At 68.7% G+C, this 20,727-nt stretch carries 18 protein-coding genes; 14 read left to right on the top strand and 4 right to left on the bottom strand.

The annotated features are described in order from the left end of the window. The first annotated feature begins 28 nt into the window (after window positions 1–28). From FX134_RS03010 to FX134_RS02940, 14 genes are all read left to right on the top strand, one after another. Entirely contained in the window at window positions 29–928 is a 900-nt protein-coding gene (locus FX134_RS03010; protein ID WP_080797480.1) for a formate dehydrogenase accessory protein FdhE, read from the top strand. A gap of 5 nt (window positions 929–933) precedes the next feature. After that, the gene (locus tag FX134_RS03005) at window positions 934–1,683 is read left to right on the top strand and encodes a formate dehydrogenase accessory sulfurtransferase FdhD (protein ID WP_080797479.1); all 750 of its coding nucleotides are present in this window, start codon (window positions 934–936) and stop codon (window positions 1,681–1,683) included. 389 nt (window positions 1,684–2,072) lie between these two features. Then, window positions 2,073–3,080 (top strand): DUF559 domain-containing protein, encoded by a 1,008-nt coding sequence (locus FX134_RS03000; RefSeq protein ID WP_080797478.1) that lies wholly within the window; start codon window positions 2,073–2,075, stop codon window positions 3,078–3,080. A gap of 285 nt (window positions 3,081–3,365) precedes the next feature. Continuing rightward, the gene (locus tag FX134_RS02995) at window positions 3,366–4,769 is read left to right on the top strand and encodes an NAD(P)/FAD-dependent oxidoreductase (protein WP_080797477.1); all 1,404 of its coding nucleotides are present in this window, start codon (window positions 3,366–3,368) and stop codon (window positions 4,767–4,769) included. Window positions 4,770–4,944: 175 nt separating this feature from the next. After that, window positions 4,945–5,211, top strand: coding sequence for a twin-arginine translocase TatA/TatE family subunit (gene tatA / locus FX134_RS02990; protein WP_080797476.1), 267 nt, complete (start codon window positions 4,945–4,947; stop codon window positions 5,209–5,211). A gap of 205 nt (window positions 5,212–5,416) precedes the next feature. Continuing rightward, window positions 5,417–6,910, top strand: coding sequence for a helix-turn-helix transcriptional regulator (locus FX134_RS02985; protein ID WP_080797475.1), 1,494 nt, complete (start codon window positions 5,417–5,419; stop codon window positions 6,908–6,910). A gap of 43 nt (window positions 6,911–6,953) precedes the next feature. Further along, entirely contained in the window at window positions 6,954–7,859 is a 906-nt protein-coding gene (murB, locus tag FX134_RS02980) for a UDP-N-acetylmuramate dehydrogenase (RefSeq protein WP_407641848.1), read from the top strand. A 185-nt stretch (window positions 7,860–8,044) separates the two neighbouring features. Further along, window positions 8,045–9,784, top strand: a complete 1,740-nt coding sequence (cydD, locus tag FX134_RS02975; protein WP_080797473.1) for a thiol reductant ABC exporter subunit CydD — start codon at window positions 8,045–8,047, stop codon at window positions 9,782–9,784. Continuing rightward, window positions 9,781–11,529 (top strand): thiol reductant ABC exporter subunit CydC, encoded by a 1,749-nt coding sequence (gene cydC, locus FX134_RS02970; RefSeq protein WP_080797472.1) that lies wholly within the window; start codon window positions 9,781–9,783, stop codon window positions 11,527–11,529. The genes cydD and cydC overlap by 4 nt, the downstream gene beginning before the upstream one ends. A 183-nt stretch (window positions 11,530–11,712) precedes the next feature. Then, the gene (locus FX134_RS02960) at window positions 11,713–12,525 is read left to right on the top strand and encodes a hypothetical protein (RefSeq protein ID WP_080797471.1); all 813 of its coding nucleotides are present in this window, start codon (window positions 11,713–11,715) and stop codon (window positions 12,523–12,525) included. Between the two features lie 125 nt (window positions 12,526–12,650). Further along, window positions 12,651–13,709, top strand: a complete 1,059-nt coding sequence (locus FX134_RS02955; RefSeq protein ID WP_080797470.1) for a nucleoid-associated protein — start codon at window positions 12,651–12,653, stop codon at window positions 13,707–13,709. Window positions 13,710–13,740: 31 nt separating this feature from the next. Beyond that, window positions 13,741–15,420 (top strand): energy-dependent translational throttle protein EttA, encoded by a 1,680-nt coding sequence (ettA, locus tag FX134_RS02950; RefSeq protein WP_080797469.1) that lies wholly within the window; start codon window positions 13,741–13,743, stop codon window positions 15,418–15,420. A 189-nt stretch (window positions 15,421–15,609) separates the two neighbouring features. Then, a complete protein-coding gene (thrH, locus tag FX134_RS02945) occupies window positions 15,610–16,215 on the top strand; it encodes a bifunctional phosphoserine phosphatase/homoserine phosphotransferase ThrH (protein ID WP_080797468.1) in 606 nt (201 codons plus the stop codon). A 108-nt stretch (window positions 16,216–16,323) separates the two neighbouring features. After that, window positions 16,324–17,490 (top strand): iron-containing alcohol dehydrogenase, encoded by a 1,167-nt coding sequence (locus FX134_RS02940; protein WP_080797467.1) that lies wholly within the window; start codon window positions 16,324–16,326, stop codon window positions 17,488–17,490. A 21-nt stretch (window positions 17,491–17,511) separates the two neighbouring features. On the opposite strand, the gene FX134_RS02935 is transcribed toward FX134_RS02940, so the two are convergent. The 4 genes from FX134_RS02935 to FX134_RS02920 all read right to left on the bottom strand — a co-directional run bounded on the left by FX134_RS02935 (window position 17,512) and on the right by FX134_RS02920 (window position 20,727). After that, the gene (locus FX134_RS02935; protein WP_080797466.1) at window positions 17,512–18,114 is read right to left on the bottom strand and encodes a putative ABC transporter permease; all 603 of its coding nucleotides are present in this window, start codon (window positions 18,112–18,114) and stop codon (window positions 17,512–17,514) included. Between the two features lie 15 nt (window positions 18,115–18,129). Beyond that, window positions 18,130–19,227, bottom strand: coding sequence for a putative ABC transporter permease (locus FX134_RS02930; RefSeq protein ID WP_080797465.1), 1,098 nt, complete (start codon window positions 19,225–19,227; stop codon window positions 18,130–18,132). A gap of 89 nt (window positions 19,228–19,316) precedes the next feature. Further along, the gene (locus tag FX134_RS02925; protein ID WP_143412118.1) at window positions 19,317–20,045 is read right to left on the bottom strand and encodes a hypothetical protein; all 729 of its coding nucleotides are present in this window, start codon (window positions 20,043–20,045) and stop codon (window positions 19,317–19,319) included. Further along, complete coding sequence (locus FX134_RS02920; protein WP_143412117.1) at window positions 20,017–20,727, bottom strand: hypothetical protein; 711 nt, start codon at window positions 20,725–20,727, stop codon at window positions 20,017–20,019. The genes FX134_RS02925 and FX134_RS02920 overlap by 29 nt, the downstream gene beginning before the upstream one ends.

The following is a 20,727-nucleotide window of genomic DNA, read 5'->3' as shown; positions in this document are numbered from 1 at the left end:
GACAAACGACCTACGAGAAGGAACGCCCATGAACCTCAAAGCAATCGATGCGGCCCTGGCCGCGTACCGCCCGCAGCTCGACGACGCGGACAACGCGCGGCTCGCCTTCTTCCGCGAGCTGTGGGCCGTCCAGGACGCCGCGGCCCGCGAGTCCGCACCCGCCTACGACGTGCCCGCCGACGACGACCTGCGGGCCTGGGGCCGCGCGGGCGAGGCCGTGCTCGCGCATGCGCCCGTCGCCGTCGGGGCCGACGCGCTCGCGGGGGCCCTCGAGGCGCTGGCAGGCGTGCTGGCCGAGCACGGCGGCTTCGCCGACTCGGTGAACGAGGCGCTCGCGCGCACGAAGTGGGATCGCATCGTGGCCGCGAGCCCGCTCGAGCTGGCCGGCGGCGACCCGGCGGCCTACGTGGAGGCCTTCGAGGGGCTGCTCGCCGACGACGGCATGTCAGATGACGCGGCGCAGGTGGGCGCGATGGCCGCCACGCTCGCGTTGCGGGCGCTCCTCGACGGCGCGGCCGCCTCCGTGGCCGCCGCGCGCGAGAAGGCGTGCGCGAACGACCCCAAGCCCGTGCGCTGCCCCGTCTGCGGAGCCCCCGCCGCGCTCGCCCGCGTAGGCGCGGCCGACGTGGCGCAGGGCGGCGGCAAGGAGCTGTGGTGCGCGCAGTGCGGCAGCGCGTGGCCGTTCGAGCGCGTGCGCTGCGGCCGCTGCGGCACGCAGAACCAGGGGCACCTGCACTACTTCAATCTGGAGGGCGACGAGGCGCACCGCCTGGCCACGTGCGACGAGTGCGGCGGCTACGTGCGCACGGTCTACCAGCAGGACGCCCTCGCGCCCTTCGCCTACGAGGTGGAGGACGTGGTCATGGCCAAGCTCGACCTCGTGGCCTACCGCCGCGCGGCGGCCGACGCCCGCGCCTCGCAGGGGTGAGCGCCATGGCCCGCGTCGAGTTCTGCGCGCCCGCGCCGGCCGAGACGGCCGAGCGGCCCATCCGCATCTTCCTGAACGACGTTCCCGTGGCCGTGAGCCAGGGCAGCCCCTACGGGCTGGCCGAGCTCGCGGTGGGCTACCTCTTGTCCGAGGGGCTCATCGCCGACCGCGAGAGCCTCGTGCACGTGGAGGCCGACTCCGAGCGCTCCGAGGTGCGCGTGGCTTCCGGCGAGCGGGCCGAGACGGGCTACGTGCCGCTGCACCGCGTGACCTCGGCCGGCTGCGCCCAGTCGGCGCTGCTTTCGGCCGCACGCGTGGGGGAGCCTGCGCGGCTCGAGACGGATGCCGTGTTCGACGCCGACGCGCTGCTCTCGTGCATGGAGGAGCTCTGCGAGCGCAGCCCGCGCCGCAACACCGGCGAGTGCGTGCACGGCTGCGGCCTGGCCGCGTCGGGGGAGGGCGGGCTTCTGCTCGTGCGCGAGGACATCGGGCGGCACAACGCCATGGACAAGCTCGTCGGCCAGGCGTGGCTCGACCGCGTGGACGTGCGCGACAAGGCCCTGTTCATCACCGGGCGCATCAGCTGCGAGATGGCCCTCAAGGCGCACCGCGCGGGCTGCCCCGTGCTGGTGAGCCGCAAGTCCGCCACCGACGAGGCGGCACGGCGCGCCGCCGCGCTCGGCGTCACCCTCGTGTCCCACTGCCGCGAGGGCGCCCTGCGCGTGCTCTCCTGCCCCGAGCGCATCGCCGGCTGACGCGCCGCGCTGCACGCGAATCGGGCCGCCTCTGCACGAAAATCCTCGACGTGAAAGGATTTCGAGTAGGCTCCGGCGACCGTGAAAACGGCGAGCTGGGCAAACGCCGAGGCGTGCAGGGAAACGCGGCGACGAAGGCGGCTCGAAACACCCCCGGAGCTTTCACGTCGGGGGTTTTCGTGTTGGCGGAGCTGATTTCGCGTGCTAGAATGACGGCAACGAAGAGTCAGTGCGAGCGCCCTTCCCCGAAGCGGCCCATTGTGGAAACCGTGCCCGCGTTTCCCCTCCCACGCTCGCAAGATCCTCTGAAGCCCAGGGCTCAAAGGGGGTCTTATGCCTTCGTTCGTCTATCAACCTGATTTCAACGCGCGCAGCCAGGGGCGATTCGCATGAGCGCGCCGACGGCGTGCTTCGGGCATCGGACCGCGCTTCAAATCCTGCGCACGGCGGATCCGGCCGCCCGCACCTTGTTGCGTCGAGGATCGCACGCGCTGCCGGCCAGCGCGCCCACCGCCTCAGACCTTGGAGAGGTTGTCGAGCGGCTCGAAGCGATGCATCCCGGCATCCTCATCGAGCGTCCCGTCCACATCCTCGTCGCCGACGCTGCGAAGCGGTGCTATCCGAGAACCGCCGCGGCGCACGTGTGCTCGTTGGCGCTGCAAGGCCGCGCGCTTTATCGGCTCGCTCCCGGCGTGCTCACGGGCTCAGCCGCGCTCGCCCTCGTGCATGCGGCCCAGACTATGGACGCCATCGATCTTCTGCAGCTCGTCTTCGAAGCGTGCGGCTCGTACCAAACCAAAAGGACCGGCGTCCCTCCCGCCTACCAGGTGCCTTCCCTCGCTTCGGTTAAGGGTCTCGAAGAATTCGTAGCGCGCAACCCGTCGCTTCGCGGCTCGGGGAAGATGGCGGGCATCCTGCGCTACGCGGCCGACGGCTCCGCCTCGGCCCGGGAGACCAAGAAGGCCCTCGTGCTCGGCCTGCCCATGATGCGCGGCGGCTACGGTTTGGGAATTCCCCACATGAACTTCGAGGTGATGGCGAGCCCTGCTGCGCGGGCTCTCACCGGCAAGTCGAGCTTCCGCTGCGATTTGTGCTGGCCCGAGGCGAAGCTCGACGTAGAGTACCAGAGCCGGGAGCGCCACGAAGGCGAGAAGATGCGCATCTCCGACTCGCGGCGTGCGAACGCGCTTGCCTCCATGGGATGGACCGTCATCGGCGTCACGAACGACGAGCTGGACAGCATGGCGGCCACCGACGCCATAGCCGAGACGATCCGGCGGCACCTCGGCAAGCGCTCGCCGGTGAGGGTTTCCCACTACCACGCGCGCAAGCTCAAGCTTCGGAGGCAGCTCGGGCTTCCGGTAGGCTACGACGACCTCGCACTGCACGCCTTTTGAGCTCTCGCGACACGAAAATCCCCGACGTGAAAGGATCGGAGGGGCGCTGCGGAAGCTGGGTTTTTCCTGACCTGGGGAAACGCGAAGGCTCTCCCTTCCCAAGGAGCCGACGCCCGTCCTTTTCCGCCTCCAGGCCTTTCACGTCGGGGGTTTTTGCGTCATACAGCCCGGATTCATGTGCAGGGGGCTGGCCGTTGCATGCCAAGAGGGATCTCTGACGCGGGCTTGCGCTACAATGGCATCGGCCCGCATCGGCGCGGGCGGCGACACGGCAAGGAGGCGCGCATGGGCGCACAGGAGACTGACATCGTCATCGTAGGAGCGGGGCCCGCGGGCATCTTCTGCGCGCTCGAGCTGGTGAGGCGGGGCTTCCCGGGGCGCATCACGATGCTCGACAAGGGGCTGGCCGTGGAGGAGCGCTCCTGCCCGAAGCTCTCGGTCGGCCGGTGCGTGGGCTGCGAGCCGTGCCGCATCACCACCGGATTCTCCGGCGCGGGCGCGTTCTCGGACGGCAAGCTGTCGCTCTCGCCCGAAGTGGGCGGCGATCTGCCCGACCTCATCGGCGCGGATGCGGCGCGCACGGCCATCGGCGAGGTGGACGGCATCTACCTGGCCTTCGGCGCCGACGAGCGCGTGGAGGGCGCCGGCGCGCGCCCCGAGGTGGACGACATCCGCCGCCGCGCCATCAAGGCGGGCCTCAAGCTGGTGGACTGCCCCCTGCGACACCTGGGCACCGAGCGCGCCCGCGACCTCTATGCCCGCATCGAGCGGCACCTGGTGGAATCGGGCGTCGACGTGCGCTTCCGCACCCAGTGCACGCAGGTGCTCGTGGAGGGCGACGTCTGCCGCGGCGTGGCGGCGGAGGGCCCCGAGGGCCCCTTCGAGCTGCACGCGCGGCGCACGGTGGTGGCCACCGGCCGGCGCGGCGCCGACTGGCTCGAGCGCATGTGCCGCGAGCACGCCATCGCGCACTCGTCGGGACCGGTGGACATCGGCGTGCGCGTCGAGGTGCGCAACGAGATCATGCAGACGGTGAACGACGTGCTCTACGAGAGCAAGCTCATCGGCTATCCCAAGCCGTTCAAGAACAAGGTGCGCACGTTCTGCCAGAACCCTGGCGGCTACGTGAGCCAGGAGAACTACGACGGGGGCCTCGCCGTGGTGAACGGCCACTCCTACAAGGACCGCAAGTCGCCCAACACGAACCTGGCCATCCTGAGCTCGCACAACTTCTCAGAGCCCTTCGACCAGCCCATCGCCTACGCGCAGAAGGTGGGGGAGCTCGCCAACATGCTCGGCGACGGCAGCATCCTCGTGCAGCGCTTCGGCGACATCCTGGACGGCAAGCGCACGTGGAAGAAGGAGCTCGACCGGGGCAACGTCGTGCCCACGCTGCCCGACGCCGTGGCCGGCGACATCACGGCCGCCATGCCCTACCGCGCGATGACCAACATCATCAACTTCATCCTGGCCGTGGACGAGGTGGTGCCGGGCTTCGCATCGCCCGAGACGCTGCTCTACGCGCCGGAGCTCAAGTTCTACAGCAACCGAGTGAAGATGGACGCGCGCTTCGAGACGAGCGTGCGCAACCTGCGCTGCCTGGGCGACTCGAGCGGCTGGACGCGCGGGCTCATGATGGCGAGCGTGATGGGGCACCTTGCGGGAGGCTACGCGGCCGAAGAGCTGTGAACAGGCAAGACGCATTTCATACCCCGTTTGCACGACAAGGAGGAAAAGGCGGGGCCGCGAAAAATCATGCGTCTGCACGATAGCCAGGCGGCCGGCGGCGAGCGATGATGTGCCCACGTTGAAAAGCGGCGGCTCCCGACGAGGGATACTGCCCGGAACCTTTACGGAGGCGCACATGAAACTGTTAGGCATGGGAGTTCCCGAGCTCCTCATCATCCTCGCCGTGATCCTGCTCATCTTCGGCCCCAAGAACCTTCCGAAGCTCGGCGCGTCGCTCGGCAAGACCGTGCGGAACCTGCGCGAGGGCCTGGGCTCCGACAAGGCCGAGGAGGCCATGGAGCTGGCCGTCGAGGACGTCGAGGACGAGGACGAGCCCGAGCCCGTCCGCGCTGCCCCCAAGAAGACGGTCAAGGTGGCCAAGAAGGCCGAGCAGACCGCCTAACCATCCAGCCCTTCCCTCTATTCCAGGCGCGACCCCTTCCCTCCCCGCGCCCGCAACCGCCCCCGGCACGCCTGCCGGGGGCGGTTGCGCTTTTGGGGGAGATGGGCGCGCATCGGCCCGGGTGCGGCGGCGCTTCGGGTATCATGGAGGCGGCCGCGCGTGGCGGCCGTCGACGACGAATCGATCGAGGGGGAAGGAGCGGCCCGTGCCGTTCGGCTTGCGCGCCGGAAGCTTTCGCGAGGAGGGGGCCCTGCGGGTGATCCTCGGGTTCGCCTGCAACCAGGGGTTCGTCTTCTCGCTGTTCTACCTGGGGCAGAACCGCGCGGTGGGGGCGGGTGCCTTCGCGTTCGAGCGCGCCGACCTTTTGGGCGCGCTTTCGTGCATGCTGCTGTCCTTCGCGCTTCTGCGCGCGGCCTCGCCCCGCGCCCGCGATGCGCTTCTGGCCCGGCCGCTTCTGTGGTGCTACGCGGGGCTGCTCGTGCTCGGCTCGCTCGTGCCCTCCCTGGCCGGCGCCGGGGCTGCGGCGGGGGCCATCGTGGTGGAGAGCCTGCTCGTGGGCGTGCCCGCGGGGCTCATGCTGGCGGCGTGGGGCCGCGCGCTCGGGGGGCGGCCGGTCGAGCGCTCCGTGCCCGAGGTGCTCGTGGCCTCCGGCGTGGCGGCCGCCATCTGCCTGGCCGTCGCGGCCATCCCCGTGCCCGGGGCCCTCGCCGCGCTCAAGCTCCTGCCCCTCGGCAGCGCGCTCGCCCTGCGCGGGCTCGTCTCGGCCGTCGCGCCCGGCCGCGGGGAGCGCGCGGAGGGCTCGGGCGTCCTCAGGCTCGGCGACCTCGTGGCCACGCGCGAGCAGCGGGCCGAGACGGCGCGGCTCTCGAAGAAGATCATCGCCGGCACCGTGCTCTACGGCCTGGCCGCCGGATTCATGGAGACGTTCGGGTCGGATCCCGGCATGGCCTCGACGCCCGCCTTCGCGGCGACGCTGCTTCTGCTCGTGGTGTTCTGCCTCGCGGCCCTGCAGCTGCTCGCAGGCGGGCTCTCGGGCGGCGCGGAGGTGGGCGAGGCGGACGCGGAAGGGCCCCTTGACGGCGTGTACCGCCTGGCCATCCTCGTGATGATGGCGGGCTTCCTGTTCGTGCCGGTGCTCGGCGCGTTCGGCGTACCGGGCGAGGCCATCGTGCTCGCGGGCTATCTGGGCCTCACCTGCGTGCTGGTTTCGCTGTTCCTGGTCATGGCGAAGATCACCGGGCAGGACGCGGCGCTGTCGTTCGCCCGCGGGTTCGCGGCGCTCTACGCGGGGGAGCTCGCGGGCATCGTGCTCGGCAACGGCATCGAGCTTCTCGAGCCGCAGGGCCAGGCGCCCTACGCCGTCGCTGCGTTCGCCGGGCTGGCGGCGCTGTTCGCCTACCTGTTCCTGTTCACCGAGCGCGACTTCCGGGCGCTGTCGGTGATCGTGCGCGAGGCCGATCGCTTCGACGACGCGTGCGCGGCCATCGCCTGCGAGTTCGGGCTGTCCAAGCGCGAGGGCGAGGTGCTGCCGCTCGCGCTCAAGGGGCGCACGGGGGAGCGCATCGCCGCGGAGCTGTTCATCTCCAAGAGCACGGTGGAGACGCACCTGCGGCGCATCTATTCGAAAACGGGCACGCACGGCCGCCAGCAGCTCATCGACCTGGGGGAGCGCACGCTGCGCTCGCTCTCGCGGCGATGAGGGCGGATCCGTCGGGAAGGGGACCTTCAACATGGATCGATCGATGATGCGGGAGCTGCTCGGGGCCGTCGTCGGCGCGGGGCGCGTGCGCGAGGACGAGCCGATGGCGGCGCACACGACGTTTCGCATCGGCGGGCCGGCCGACTTCCTCGTGGAGCCGCGCACGGTGGAGGAGGCGCGCGCCGTGTACGAGGCCTGCCGCGCCGCGGGCGCGCCCGTGTGCACGGTGGGGCTCGGCAGCGACCTTCTGGTGTCGGACGCGGGCCTGCGCTGCGTGGTGGTGCGGATCGCGGAGAACCTCTCGGACGTGCAGGTGGAGGGCGAGCGGCTGCGCGTGCAGGCGGGCGCGTCGAACGCCCAGGTGGCGGACGTCGCCTGCGCGGCGGGGCTTGCGGGCTACGAGTTCGCGAGCGGCATTCCCGGCACCGTGGGCGGGGCGGCCATCATGAACGCCGGGGCCTACGACGGCGAGTTCAAGGACGTGTGCGAGTCGCTCCTCTGCCTCACGGCCGCAGGCGACCTCGTGGAGGTGGGGGCCGAGGAGGCCGCGTGGTCGTACCGGCACTCCATGATGGACGAGGCGGGGCACGTGGTGCTCGAGGCCGTCCTGCGCCTGGAGCGCGACGATCCCGCGGCCATCCGCGCGCGCATGGACGACCTCGCGCGGCGGCGCGCGGAGAAGCAGCCGCTCGAGATGCCGAGCGCGGGCAGCACGTTCAAGCGCCCGACGGGGTTCTTCGTCGGCAAGCTCGTGCAGGATGCGGGCCTGCGCGGATTCCGCGTCGGCGGCGCGCAGGTGTCGGAGAAGCACACGGGCTTCGTGGTGAACGCGGGCGGCGCCACCGCCGAGGACGTGCGCGCGCTCATCGCGCACGTGCGGGCCCGCGTGCTCGAGGACTCCGGCGTGCGCCTCGAGTCCGAGGTGCGCATGTGGGGCTTCGACGACTGACGTGAGCATGCGTCGCAATGTCGCACGATAGTGGTACAAATGTTTCACGTGAAACATTTGTACGTTTCACTGTATGTGCGGCATCGCGACGGGGAGTGGGCGACGGGTAGGGAAACGGCCCTTCCCAGCGGGGCGGAGAAATGTTACTATTGCTATAACATTTGTTGACGCAAGGGGGCGTGTCGATGATCGATCGTGCTTTGTTCGCGCTTGAGGGCATCCGCGGCGCGCTCGCGGCGCTGCTCGCGCTCGCGACGGCCCGCGCGGCGCTCGTGGTAGCCCAGGCGTGGGCGCTCGCGAGCGCTATCGTGCATCTGTGGGAGGGCGCGCCGCTTCTCGATCAGGCTCCGCTCATCGCCCTGTTCCTCGCGTGCTTCGTGGGCGGGCAGGGCGTGCGCTACGCCCAGGACTCCTTCCTCGACCGCTACGCCTACGCCCGCATCGACGACTTGCGCGGGAAGCTTCTGCGCGCGGTGTTCACGGAGGGCTCGCGCATCGTGCAGGCCGAGGGCTCGGGCAGCGTGTCGGCTCTCGTGCTCGAGGGCATCGACCAGGTGGAGACGTACCTGCGCCTCATCCTGCCCAAGATCGTGTGCGTCGTGGTGGTGCCGCTCGTGGTGCTTCTGTGCACCTTCCCGGTGGACTGGGTGTCGGGGCTCATCATGCTCGTGATGTACCCGGTCATCGTGTTCTACATGGGGCTCATCGGCGCCACGGCGAAGGCGGCCGCGTCGCGCCAGCACGACGAGTACCGCAGGCTCTCCAACCACTTCTTCGACTCGATGCGCGGCATCGACACCCTGAAGCTGCTCGGCCAGGGCAGACGCCACGGCGAGCGCATCTTCGAGGTGAGCGAGCGCTTCCGCGAGGCCACGGTGAAGACGCTGCGCCTGGCCACCCTCTCCGGCTCGGTGCTCGACCTCATCTCCACGCTCTCGCTGGCGGCCGTGGCCATCATGCTGGGGTTCCGCCTGGTGGACGGCTCGATCGCGTTCTTCCCGGCGCTGTTCGTGCTGGTGCTCGTGCCCGAGTACTTCAAGCCCATCCGCGAGTTCGCGAGCGACTACCACGCCTCGCTCGACGGCAAGAACGCGCTTGCCTCCATCCAGGCCATCGTCGCCTCGGCGCCCGCCGGCGACGCGAGCGAAGGCGAGGACTCGGGCGGCGCCGGCATCCCCGCCTGGGACGAGGAGTCCGTCCTCGAGCTCGCCGACGTGGGGTTCTCCTACCCGGGGCGCGAGGCGCTCTCGGGCGTGTCCTTCGCCGCGCGCGGCTTCGAGCGCATCGGCGTGATCGGCGCGAGCGGCTCGGGCAAGAGCACGCTCGTGAACCTGCTGGGCGGCTTCTCCGCGCCGAGCGCGGGCGGGGTGCGTGCGGCGGGCCGCGAGGTAGCCGACCTGCGCGACCCCTCGTGGCAGCGCCAGGTGCTCTACATCCCGCAGGACCCCTACCTCTTCCACGCCACGCTGCGCGAGAACATCGCGTTCTACCGGCCCGGCGCCTCCGAGGAGGACGTCGAGCGGGCCGTGGGCGTCGTCGGCTTGGACGCGCTGGTCGCCGAGCTGCCCGACGGCCTGGACACCGTGGTGGGCGAGGGGGCCCGGGCGCTCTCGGGCGGCCAGGCCCAGCGCATCGCGCTCGCCCGCGCGCTGCTCGATCGCTCGCGGCGCATCCTGTTGTTCGACGAGCCCACCGCGCACCTCGACATCGAGACGGAGCTGGAGCTCAAGGAGCGCATGCTGCCGCTTATGGAGGGGCGGCTCGTGTTCTTCGCCACGCACCGGCTGCACTGGGTGCACGACATGGACGCCGTGCTCGTGCTGGAGGACGGGCGCGTGGCCTGGTTCGGCCCGCCCTCCGAGCTGGCCGCCCGCGACGGCGCGCTCGCCCGCGTGGCGGCGCGGTTGGAAGGAGGCCTCGCATGACGCGCGACGAGGGCCTGGCGGCCGTGCTGCGCCGCGACGCGTGGGTGAGGCCGTTCTTCTTCCGCTATCGAAAAGCGCTCGCGCTGGCGCTTCTCCTCGGGGTGCTCACGTTCGCCTTCGCCTCGGCGCTCATGTTCACGTCGGGCTATCTGGTGAGCGCCTCGGCCGTGGTGGAGACCATCCTGTTTCTGCACCTGCCGCTCATCTTCGTGCGCATCTTCGGCGTGGGCAAGCCCATCTTGCAGTATCTTGAGCGCCTGACCAGCCACGACTGGGTGCTGCGTATGACGAGCGGCCTGCGCCTCAAGCTCTACGAGGCCCTCGAGCGCGACGCGGTGTTCTTCCGCGCCACGCACCGCACGGGCGACGTGCTGGGGCTTCTGGCCGAGGACGTCGGGCACATCCAGAACCTGTATCTGCGCACGGTGTTCCCCACGGTGGTGGCGTGGCTGCTCTGGGCGATCGTGGTCGCGTGCCTCGGGTGGCTCTCGCCGTGGCTGGGGCTCGCGATGCTGCTCGTGCTGGGCACGGCGGCGTTCGTGGCGCCGCTCGTGTCGGTGCTGGCCAACGCGGCGCGCCAGGCCCGCCACAAGGCGCTGAAGAACGAGCTGTACGCGGAGCTGGCTGACAACGTGCTGGGCGTATCGGACTGGGTGTTCGCCGGGCGGGGCGAGGAGTACCTCACGCGCCACAAGGCCCGCGAGCGCGAGATGCGCGCCATCCAGGAGCGCATGGAGCGCTTCGGGCGGCGGCGCGACCTGGCGCTGCAGGCGGTATTCGGGCTGGGCGCGGTGCTCCTGCTCGTGTGGGCGGGCGGCCGCTTCGGCGCGGAAGGGGGCGACGCCGCCAACTGGATAGCCGCGTTCGTGCTGGCGTTCTTCCCGCTCATCGACGCGTTCGCGCCGCTGTCGTCGGCGGCGGTGGAGGCCGGGGCCTACCGCGATTCCATCGCGCGCCTGAACGACCTGCCCGCGCCGCGCGCCGACGCGGCCGCCGCTCCCGTGCCGCAGGCCCCGCTCGACGTGCGGGTGGAGGCGGCGACGTACGCTTACCCGGGCGGCGCGGGGCCGGTGGTGGACGGCCTCTCGCTCGCGGTCCCGCAGGGCCAGCGCGTGGCCGTGCTCGGGCGCAGCGGCGCGGGCAAGAGCACGCTCGCCTCGCTCGTGCGCGGAGACATCCGCCCGGACGCCGGCAGCGTGACCCTCGGCGGCGTGGCGACGGCCGACCTCGGTGACGACGCGGCGCGCTGGATCGGCGTGATCCAGCAGCGCACGTACCTGTTCAACATGACGCTGGCCGAGAACCTGCGCCTCGGGCGCGAGGACGCGACCGACGAGGAGCTGTGGGAGGCGCTCGCGAAGGTGGGCCTGCGCGAGATGGCCGAGCGGCTGCCGCAGGGCCTCGACACGATGGTTGACGAGGCGGGCCTGCGCTTCTCGGGCGGCGAGCGGCACCGCGTCGCGCTCGCGCGCGTGCTTCTGCAGGACGTGCCCGTGGTCATTTTGGACGAGCCCACGGTGGGCCTCGACCCGGCGACCGAGCGGGCGCTTTTGGACACGCTGTTCGAGGCGCTCGCGGGCAAGACCGTCATCATGGTCACGCACCACCTGGCCGGCGTGTCCGCCATGGACCGCGTCGTGTTCGTGGAAGACGGCCGCGTGGAGCTGGACGGCTCGCCGGAAGAGCTTGAGCGCACGAGCGAGCGCTACCGCCGTCTGCTCGCCTTCGACCGCGGCGTGGCCTGAGGGCGCGCTCAGCTGCGGGCGCGCAGGAGGGCGGTGGCGTCTTCGGGCGCAAGCGCGCAGACGGTGGACCGCCGCTCTCTTCGAAAACCGCGAGGGCCAAATGTTGGAGATCCAACAGACGGCGCGGAGCCGGTCGGGTAGGGTGGGGGCATCGACCGTCCGCGCCGTCCCGAGGAGTCCCGCGTGCTTCCCTTCTTTCCCGCCTTCGTTCCCAACCTGCTGCAGGCCGCGCCGTTCGCGCTCGCGTTCTGCTTCCTATGCGCCCGCCCGCTGCGCGCTCATCCCGGGCCCTTCTACGCGCTGTGGGGCGTGGCCGCCGTCGCGGCCTTCTGGCACGATCCCGCTGCCGCCCCTCCCGCGCTCGACGCGGTCATGCAGCTTCTGACCTCGGCGTACACGGGGGTGTGCCTGTACTTCGTCGTGATGTTCGCCGGCGCGCTCGAGCGCACGCCCGCGGTGAAGCGGCTGCTGTCCATCCGCTCGGAGCTCTCCGTCATCGCCGGCATCATCATCGCGGGGCATCTGGTGCGCGTGATCGACTTCCTCGTGCTGTCGCTCACGCCGATGTGGGAGCAGATCTGGGGGCAGCCGGCGGCGGGCATCATGTTCGCCGCGGCGGTGGTCGTGGGGCTTCCCCTCACAGCGACGTTCCTCGTGCCGTGGATCACCTCGTTCAAGTGCGTGCGCCGGCGCCTGTCGCAGAAGGCGTGGAAGCGCACGCAGCTTCTGGCGTACCCGTTCGTGCTGCTCATGGCGGCGCAGGGCTTCCTGCTGGCGGTGGGGCACCTGCTGCACGGGTATCCCTACGACGGGCAGCAGACGCTGTTCGCCATCATGGCGGACCCGTCCGCGTGGCTGGCCACGTTCGCGCAGCAGGTGGCCACCGCGTGGCTGTACCTGGCGCTCGGCGTCGGCTACGTCGTGCTGCGCCTACGCAAGCGCGCCCGCGACAGGGCCCGCCGCGAGAAGGCGCTTGCCGAGGCGGCCGCGTGCTAATGTCCCAAAAGGGGACAGACGCCTTTTGGGACATTCCTCTCTGGTGATTTTCCGGCTTTCGGGGCGCTGGCGAGCGAACTCGGGTATCCTGATCGTTCTCGATTCCCACACCCGAGAGAGGCCCCATGAAGATCAACCACGCCATCCTGCACGTCTTCGACTTCGTGTCGTGCGTGAACGTGTACGCCCAGGAAGAGCTCGACCTCGCGAGCAAGAACGCCAAGCGCTACGCGACGAGCCACGCGAAGAAGGCGCTCGGCAACATCGACGCCAAGCGCGGCGAGTTCGCCGAGGACAGCCTCTTCGCCGAGGAGCTGCGTGCCTACTTCCACGGGCAGCGCGATTTCGTGGGATTGTCGACGCAGGTGGCCGAGTTCATCGCCACCGAGCTGGGCCGCATGGAGAAGTCCGAGTCGGCCGACCTGCTGGTGCTCGACTTCGAGGACGACCCCGACAACACGGTGCGCGAGATGGACGACGAGGAGGCCGCGGCCGCCTACGAGGCGCGCGGCAAGCGCTACTTCGCGTTCATGCTGCTGGAAAGCCGGCAGGCCTACATGCACGAGGTGGGCTACAGCGAGACCGGCGCGCAGCGCGTGGACGTGGCGCGCCACCACGCCATCCTGCCGAACCCCTCGCAGAAGGTGGCGTCGTTCGCGGTGGTCGAATCCAAGTCGCTTTCCGTGTCGTTCTGCGACAAGGAGCGCGAGATCGCCGGCGAGCGGCGTTGGCTCATCCCCGACGGCCTGCTGCAATGCTCGATGGAGGCATCGAGCAAGGAGGTGTTCGACACGGTGGCGCGCATCGTGGAAGAGGTGGCCGAGGAGTACGGCGCGAACACCGCCGTGGCGCTCTCGAAGGCGAAAGCCTACGTGGCCGGAAACGCTGACGAGTCCGATGAGCTGGCCCCGTGGGACCTCGGCGAGGAGGTGTTCGAGGACGAGCCTTTGCAGCGCCGCTTCGAGCAGGCGCTTGCCGAGGAGGCGCTGCCCGAGCGCGTCGTGGTGGAGAAGAGCGTGGCCAAGCGCGTGGCGAAGAGCCACAAGATCCGCACCGACACGGGCATCGACATCACCTTCCCGGCCGAATACGGCGAGAACCCCGAGTTCATCGAGTTCGTGAGCGGCCCGAACGGCCTCATCAACATCGAGCTCAAGAACATCGGCCGCATCGAGAACCGCTAGCGCGACGGGCGCAGCGAGAACAGGAGCACAAATGGCGGAATTCATCTATCAAATGCACCAGGCGCGCAAGGCGCACGGCGACAAGGTCATCCTCGACGACGTCACCCTGTCGTTCTACCCCGGCGCGAAGATCGGCGTCGTCGGTCCGAACGGCATGGGCAAGTCCACCCTGCTCAAGATCATGGCCGGCATCGAGGAGGTGTCCAACGGCGACGCGCGCCTCACGCCGGGCTACTCGGTGGGCATCCTTCTGCAGGAGCCGCCGCTTGACGAGGACAAGACGGTGCTTGAGAACATCGAGCAGGCGTTCGGCGAGCTCAAGGCCAAGATCGACCGCTTCAACGCCATCGGCATGGAGATGGCCGAGCCCGACGCGGACTACGACAAGCTCATGGATGAGATGGGCGAGCTGCAGGACGCCATCGACGCCGCGAACGGCTGGGACCTGGACAGCCAGCTTTCCCAGGCCATGGACGCGCTGCAGTGCCCCGACCCCGACGAGCCGGTGAACCACCTCTCCGGCGGCGAGCGAAGGCGCGTGGCGCTCTGCCGCCTGCTCTTGGAAGCGCCCGACCTGCTGCTGCTCGACGAGCCCACGAACCATCTGGACGCCGAGTCGGTGCTGTGGCTCGAGAAGTTCCTGCAGAACTACCCCGGCGCGGTGCTGGCCGTCACGCACGACCGCTACTTCCTCGACCACGTGGCCGAGTGGATCTGCGAGGTGGACCGCGGCAGCCTCTTCCCCTACAAGGGCAACTACTCCACCTACCTGGAGACGAAGGCCGCCCGCATCGAGGCGCAGGGCCAGAGCCAGGAGCGCCTGGCCAAGAAGCTGAAGAACGAGCTGGAGTGGGTGCGCTCGAGCCCGAAGGCCCGCCAGGCCAAGAGCAAGGCGCGCCTGGCCGCCTACGAGAAGATGGCCGCCGAAGCGCGCGCGAACAAGAAGCTCGACTACAACGAGATCCAGATCCCCGTGCCGCCGCGGCTGGGAGCGAAGGTGATCGAGGCCGAGCATCTGCACAAGGCGTTCGGCGACCGCGTGCTCATCGACGACCTGTCGTTCAAGCTGCCGCCCAACGGCATCGTGGGCGTGATCGGCCCCAACGGCGTGGGCAAGTCCACCCTGTTCAAGATGATCATGGGGCTGGAGCCCGTGGATAGCGGCACGCTCGACATCGGCGAGACGGTGACCATCAGCTACGTCGACCAGAACCGCGAGGGCATCGACCCGAGCGCGTTGCTGTGGGAAGTGGTGTCCGGCGGCAACGACTACATGATCGTGGGCGACACCGAGATCCCGAGCCGCGCCTACGTGGCGAGCTTCGGCTTCAAGGGCTCCGACCAGCAGAAGCCGGCCGGCGTGCTCTCTGGTGGCGAGCGCAACCGCCTGAACCTGGCCCTCACCTTGAAGCAGGGCGGCAACCTGCTCTTGCTCGACGAGCCCACGAACGACCTCGACACCGAGACGCTGGCCAGCCTGGAAGAGGCGCTGCTGGCGTTCCCCGGCTGCGCCGTGGTGACGTCGCATGACCGCTGGTTCCTCGACCGCGTGGCCACGCACATCCTGGCCTGGGAGGGCACCGACGAGAACCCCGGCAACTGGACGTGGTTCGAGGGCAACTTCGACGACTACCAGAAGAACCGTGTCGAGCGCCTGGGCGAGGAGGCCTCCCGCCCGCACCGCATCCACCGCAAGCTCACCCGCGACTAACGAACGCCATTTTGGCATAAAAGGGGACAGTCCCCTTTTATGCCATTTCCTTTTATGCCGCTTTCCCGGGCGCTTTTTCGGCCGCAGGGCCGACACGGCGAAGTAGGCCGTCGACGGACAGGGTATGATGTGCGAGACGTCTGGCGATGCGCGGCGCGCGGGGAAGCGCGCCCCGAAGGGAGTTGAGAGATGCATATCACCTGCTTGGACCTCGAGGGCGTGCTGGTGCCCGAGATCTGGATCGCGTTCTCGGAGGCGACGGGCATCCCCGAGCTCACGCGCACGACGCGCGACGAGCCCGACTACGGCAAGCTCATGGATTTCCGCTTGGGCGTCCTGCGCGAGCACGGCCTGGGGCTCAAGGAGATCCAGGACGTCATCGCGACGATCGATCCCCTGCCGGGCGCGAAGGAGTTCCTCGACGAGCTGCGCGCCGAAGGCCAGGCCATCATCATCAGCGACACGTTCACCCAGTTCGCACAGCCGCTCATGAAGAAGCTCGGGTGGCCGACGTTGTTCTGCAACGAGCTGGAGGTGGCCGAGGGCGGCGAGGTCACGGGCATCCGCATGCGCTGCCCCGACTCCAAGCTCACCACGGTGCGCGCCTTGCAGTCCTGCGGCTTCGACACCATCGCGGCGGGCGACAGCCACAACGACCTGGGCATGATCCTGGCCAGCAAGGCGGGCTTCCTGTTCCGCTCCACCGACGCCATCAAGGCCGAGCACCCCGAGCTGCCCGCGTTCGAGGAGTACGACGACCTCTTGGCCGCCATCAGGCAGGCCATAGCCGCGTAGCTCGCGAGCAACGTCGCGCGAAAAAACTTGCGGAAAGCGCTTGACTTGGAGCACGCTCCAAGAGGCATGATGGTCTCCAGACGGAACACGAGACGCAAGGAGATCATCATGCTCGGAAACTTCACCTACGACAACCCCACCCGCCTGCACTTCGGCCCCGACGCGCTCGAGCGGCTGCGCGACGAGCTGCCGAAGTTCGGGCGCGTGGTGCAGCTGGCCTACGGCGGCGGCTCCATCAAGAAGTCGGGCCTGTACGACCAGGTGACGGCCATTCTCGAGGAGTGCGGCAGGACCGTGGTGGACGACGGCGGCGTCATGCCGAACCCCACGTCGGAGAAGCTGGCCGAGGGCGTGCGCATCGCCCGCGACAACAACGTCGACTTCATCCTGGCCGTGGGCGGCGGCTCGGTGGTGGACTACGCGAAGGCCGTGAGCGTGTCGGTGCACTGCGACGAGGATCCGTGGGAGCGCTACTACCTGCGCTTCGACGACGTCGAGTGCGACATCGTGCCCGTGGGCTGCGTGCTCACCATGGCGGGCACCGGCTCCGAGATGAACGGCGGCGCGGTCATCACCAACCACGACCAGAAGCTCAAGATCGGGCACGTGTTCGGGCCGGAGGTGTTCCCGAAGTTCGCCATCCTGAACCCGGAGCTCACGTTCACGGTGCCGAAGTACCAGATGGCAGCCGGCATCTTCGACGTCATGTCGCACGTGATGGAGCAGTATTTCTCAGGCGTCGACGACAACGTGACCGACTACCTGATGGAGGGCCTCATGCGCTCGCTCGTGGCCAGCTCGCGCGCGGCGGTGGCCGACCCGCGCGACTACGAGGCGCGCAGCAACATCATGTGGGCGGCCACCTGGGCGCTCAACACGCTCTTCGCCATGGGGAAGGCCACCGACTGGGAGGTGCACATGATCGGCCAGGCCGTGGGCGCCTACACCGACGCCACGCACGGCATGACGCTTTCGGCGGTCTCTCCGGCGTACTACCGCCTGGTCGCGCCCTACGGCCTGCCCAAGTTCGCGCGGTTCGCCCGCACGGTGTGGGACGTGGAGGCCGACGGGCGCACGGACGAGGAGCTCGCGGAGGCCGGCATCGCCGCGCTCGAGGCGTGGGCGCGCGAGATCGGCTGCGTGATGAGCCTGCGCGAGCTGGGCGTGGACGAGGGCATGCTCGACGGCATCGCCGAGGCCACGCTTCCCATGGAGGGAGGCTACCACCCGCTCTCGCGCGACGAGGTGGTCGAGGTGCTGCGCGCGAGCCTGTAGGCCGCGCGCGGCCGGGCGGCCTCAGGCGAACTTCACGGCGCAGAGCACGGTGAACCCGACGACGACGGCTGCCGCGAGCGCGTTCATCACGCGCAGCGGCAGCTTCGCGAGCGCCTTCTGGCTGAGCGGGTAGACGACCCAGGTGTAGAGCATGGCCACGGCGCCGAGGGCCAGGTCGTTCACGAGCCACGCCTGGCCGAGCACGTTCAGCGGCAGCTGCGAGTTGTCCCACAAGGGGTATTCGCCGGCGGCGTTGGGCTGGTTCAGCATGAGGCCCATGCCCAGCTCCATGACCAGGCACACCCCCACGGTGATCAGGTAGAACTGCGCTCCCGCGCCGAGCAGCGTGCGCCGGCGCGCCACGAGGCGCTGCTTGAGCGGCTCGAGCAGGAGCACGCACACCGCCACGCCCACGCCGTACACGAGGAACGGGTACATCGGGTCGTCCCACACGAGCGAGTCGGCGTCCACGATGCCGAACAGGTTCATGGACGAGCAGTAGGCGATCTCCATCCAATGCCCGATCACGCTGAACGCGCAGAAGTACACGGCCAGGTTGCGCCAGAACGCGAAGGCGTCCGGCGCGTAGCCGACGAGCTCGTCGTCTTTCGTGAGGAGCGGCATGGGGATCGCGCGCCGCTAGCCCGCGCCGCCGGCCTCGGAGGCGGGCTGCACCTGCTCGGTCGGCGCGTCGTCGAAAAGCTCGTCATCGTCGAGATCGGGCAGCAGGATGTTCACGCAATAGAAGAAGAACAGGATGCAGAACGCGATGACCACCGCGATGAACGCCACGTTCATGACGTCCTTCGAGAACCGCGCGAGGAACGTCTCGAGGCCGGGGTAGATGACCCAGGTCGTGAGTGTGGCAACCACGCCGAACGCGACGGCGTTCTGCAGGCACACCTGGCCCATGAAGTTGCAGAACATGTCGCGGTAGTCCCACAAAGGCAGCGTCCCGTCGGGCAGCGGCTGGTTGAGCATGAGCCCCATGGCCAGCTCGATGAGCGTGCACACGAGCGCGTTCACGACGAAGCTGAGCACGAGCGGCACCCCGTGCGCCTTGATGTGGCGCTGGAGGAAGTTCTTGACGGGGAACAGCAGCAGCACGCACGCCACCGCGCCGAAGCCGTACACGCAGAACGGGTAGAGCCAGTCCGACCAGATCTGCGAGTTCGGGTCGTAGATGCCGGGGATGAGCCCGAAGCGGATGAGCGTGCAGTAGCCGGCCTCCATCCAGTGGCCCACCACGCTGAACACGCAGAAGTAGATGATCAGGTTGCGCCAGAACGCCCAGGTGCGCGGCCGGTAGAAGTCGACGTGGCGCTCAAGGTCGGCGCGCTTGATCTCGGCCGAGAAGGGACGTGTGAGCACCGCCTTGGCGCGGCGCGACGTGAGGAAGTAGGCGAGCAGGATGATGTCGGAGGCCGATGCGAGCAGCTGGTCGATGAGGTCGAACTGCCCCGTGGCCAGGTTGTAGATGCTGCCGACGACGATGTTGAATAGGCTGAACGCGATGATGAAGTGGCGCGCGAGCCGCTTCCTCTGCCAGATGAGCCAGAAGCTCACGCCGTCGAACACGAGGTTGACGAAGTCGAGTATCTCGCCGAAGCCCAGCTCATCGCCGCCCTTCACCACGAACACCAGAAGCGAGATGGTGAGCACGATGTTGATGGCGAAGAACACCTGCAGCAGGCGCATGAAGCCGAGCTTCTTCGGGTTGCTGAAATCCTTGGTCATGGGCGGACTCCAAACCGTTGGGGCGGATCGCTTCGATGATTATAGCGCGCCGCGCGCCCGATCGGCACCGCGCCGCGGGAGCGGGCGCGCTAGCTCGAAAGGATGCGCAAGGTCAATCTGCCCGCAACGCGCATATCCTCTGGAAGAAGGAGCCATGCGGGCTCATTCGGGCTTGCCAACGCCTCTGCTGCAGAGCGTATTCTGCTCCGATCCGATCCGTGGATGCTTTCGAGCATGGTCGCATGATCGCTCGCAAGGCTTGCTAACAAGGCGACGTCTTCAAGATGCCGATGACGGTCTTTCCCATCGGTCATCCATGCGGCGGTTTTGAGCACGATCGCGCCTAGCAGATTGGGCATCTCGATAACGGCCTGACGGCTCTCAGAGGCAAGCACCACCTTCATGCGCCTCTCGATAGCCTGCGCTCCACCGGGCGTTTCCATCATCGGCCAGCGATTCACCCTCGCATGCTGCTTTCTTCCTGAAGGCAGGTGATCCGCAACCAGCACGTCGACGATCATGCCGTCTTTGACAGTGCGATGAAAGGGGCTTCCCCTGAGCCCCGGCTCCTGCGGCTCGAAACCCAAGCGCCTGAGGCTTTGCATGACTCCTGAGACGTTCGAAGGGTGCGCGATGAGGTCGACCAGCACATCCACGTCCTTTGTGGCTCGAGAGGTTCGACCGCAAAGAGCGGCATGGGCCTGCGTCATGAGGCCGCCCACGAGGATCCAGGATCCTTGCGGTGCCGATGCGGCGACATCGAGGACCGTCTTCCAAGCTGGAATGCTTTCAACTATCTGAACCGTTGGCGTATCCATCGATCAGCTCCTTCAGCTTGGCGAGTCCGGCGCTTCTTCCCCGCGTGTCGAGCGAAGCCGCGAGATCCACGGCAACAACCGCTTCGGGCATGGTGCTTCCCTCGACATCCGGTAGCCAGTCCTCCGCATGCACGACCACATTCCCCCTAGGATCATCTTCAAGAAAGAAGGAACGAGCTAGGTCGGCAAGATCATCGAGGCGGGCATAGCCCTCAACCACGTCGTCGCTGGCTACGAGGCCAAGGGCACCCGACGTTTCCCGGGTTCGGCCAGACAGGATCATTCGTTCCTTGATGCGGGGGAGAAACGAGGCGCTCGCGCGATACCGCCTCTCGACGGCCCGCTTGCGGGTGACCCATACGAGATCTTCCGCCGTCGTATCGGCGAGCTTTATGCGCAGCCGCCGCCTTTGGGCATAAGAAAGCCATGGCGCCTCCAACCCTGAAAGCTCCCAGAGCGCTGCAAACGCCATGCGATTTGAAAAAGGCCTCCCTTTCCCCCTGCTGATCTGCTTGTACACGTAGAGAGAGGAGGCGTCGACCAACAGCGCGTCGCCAGCGGTTCTCAGGGAGGCTATCTCGCCATCGCGTGCGAGGCGGGCGACGTGGTGCGAGGTTGAGCCGAGAACGTGCGAGGCTTCAGCGGTTGAAAGATAGCCTGATATGTTTGAGGTCGTTGTCAT

The sequence above is a fragment of the Arabiibacter massiliensis genome (genome assembly GCF_902386925.1).
In the GTDB taxonomy this organism is placed as follows: Bacteria; Actinomycetota; Coriobacteriia; order Coriobacteriales; family Eggerthellaceae; genus Arabiibacter; species Arabiibacter massiliensis.
The sequence above is the reverse complement of the archived record's forward strand: the minus strand, read 5'-3'. Positions and strand labels throughout refer to the sequence as shown.

Coding starts and splice junctions, on each gene's coding strand:
- cydD (WP_080797473.1), top strand. CDS start 8,045: ATGATCGATCGTGCTTTGTTCGCGCTTGAGGGCATCCGCGGCGCGCTC.
- FX134_RS03010 (WP_080797480.1), top strand. CDS start 29: ATGAACCTCAAAGCAATCGATGCGGCCCTGGCCGCGTACCGCCCGCAG.
- tatA (WP_080797476.1), top strand. CDS start 4,945: ATGAAACTGTTAGGCATGGGAGTTCCCGAGCTCCTCATCATCCTCGCC.
- FX134_RS02925 (WP_143412118.1), bottom strand. CDS start 20,045: ATGGATACGCCAACGGTTCAGATAGTTGAAAGCATTCCAGCTTGGAAG.
- FX134_RS02995 (WP_080797477.1), top strand. CDS start 3,366: ATGGGCGCACAGGAGACTGACATCGTCATCGTAGGAGCGGGGCCCGCG.
- ettA (WP_080797469.1), top strand. CDS start 13,741: ATGGCGGAATTCATCTATCAAATGCACCAGGCGCGCAAGGCGCACGGC.
- FX134_RS03005 (WP_080797479.1), top strand. CDS start 934: ATGGCCCGCGTCGAGTTCTGCGCGCCCGCGCCGGCCGAGACGGCCGAG.
- thrH (WP_080797468.1), top strand. CDS start 15,610: ATGCATATCACCTGCTTGGACCTCGAGGGCGTGCTGGTGCCCGAGATC.
- FX134_RS02955 (WP_080797470.1), top strand. CDS start 12,651: ATGAAGATCAACCACGCCATCCTGCACGTCTTCGACTTCGTGTCGTGC.
- FX134_RS02935 (WP_080797466.1), bottom strand. CDS start 18,114: ATGCCGCTCCTCACGAAAGACGACGAGCTCGTCGGCTACGCGCCGGAC.
- murB (WP_407641848.1), top strand. CDS start 6,954: ATGATGCGGGAGCTGCTCGGGGCCGTCGTCGGCGCGGGGCGCGTGCGC.
- FX134_RS02930 (WP_080797465.1), bottom strand. CDS start 19,227: ATGACCAAGGATTTCAGCAACCCGAAGAAGCTCGGCTTCATGCGCCTG.
- FX134_RS03000 (WP_080797478.1), top strand. CDS start 2,073: ATGAGCGCGCCGACGGCGTGCTTCGGGCATCGGACCGCGCTTCAAATC.
- FX134_RS02920 (WP_143412117.1), bottom strand. CDS start 20,727: ATGACAACGACCTCAAACATATCAGGCTATCTTTCAACCGCTGAAGCC.
- cydC (WP_080797472.1), top strand. CDS start 9,781: ATGACGCGCGACGAGGGCCTGGCGGCCGTGCTGCGCCGCGACGCGTGG.
- FX134_RS02940 (WP_080797467.1), top strand. CDS start 16,324: ATGCTCGGAAACTTCACCTACGACAACCCCACCCGCCTGCACTTCGGC.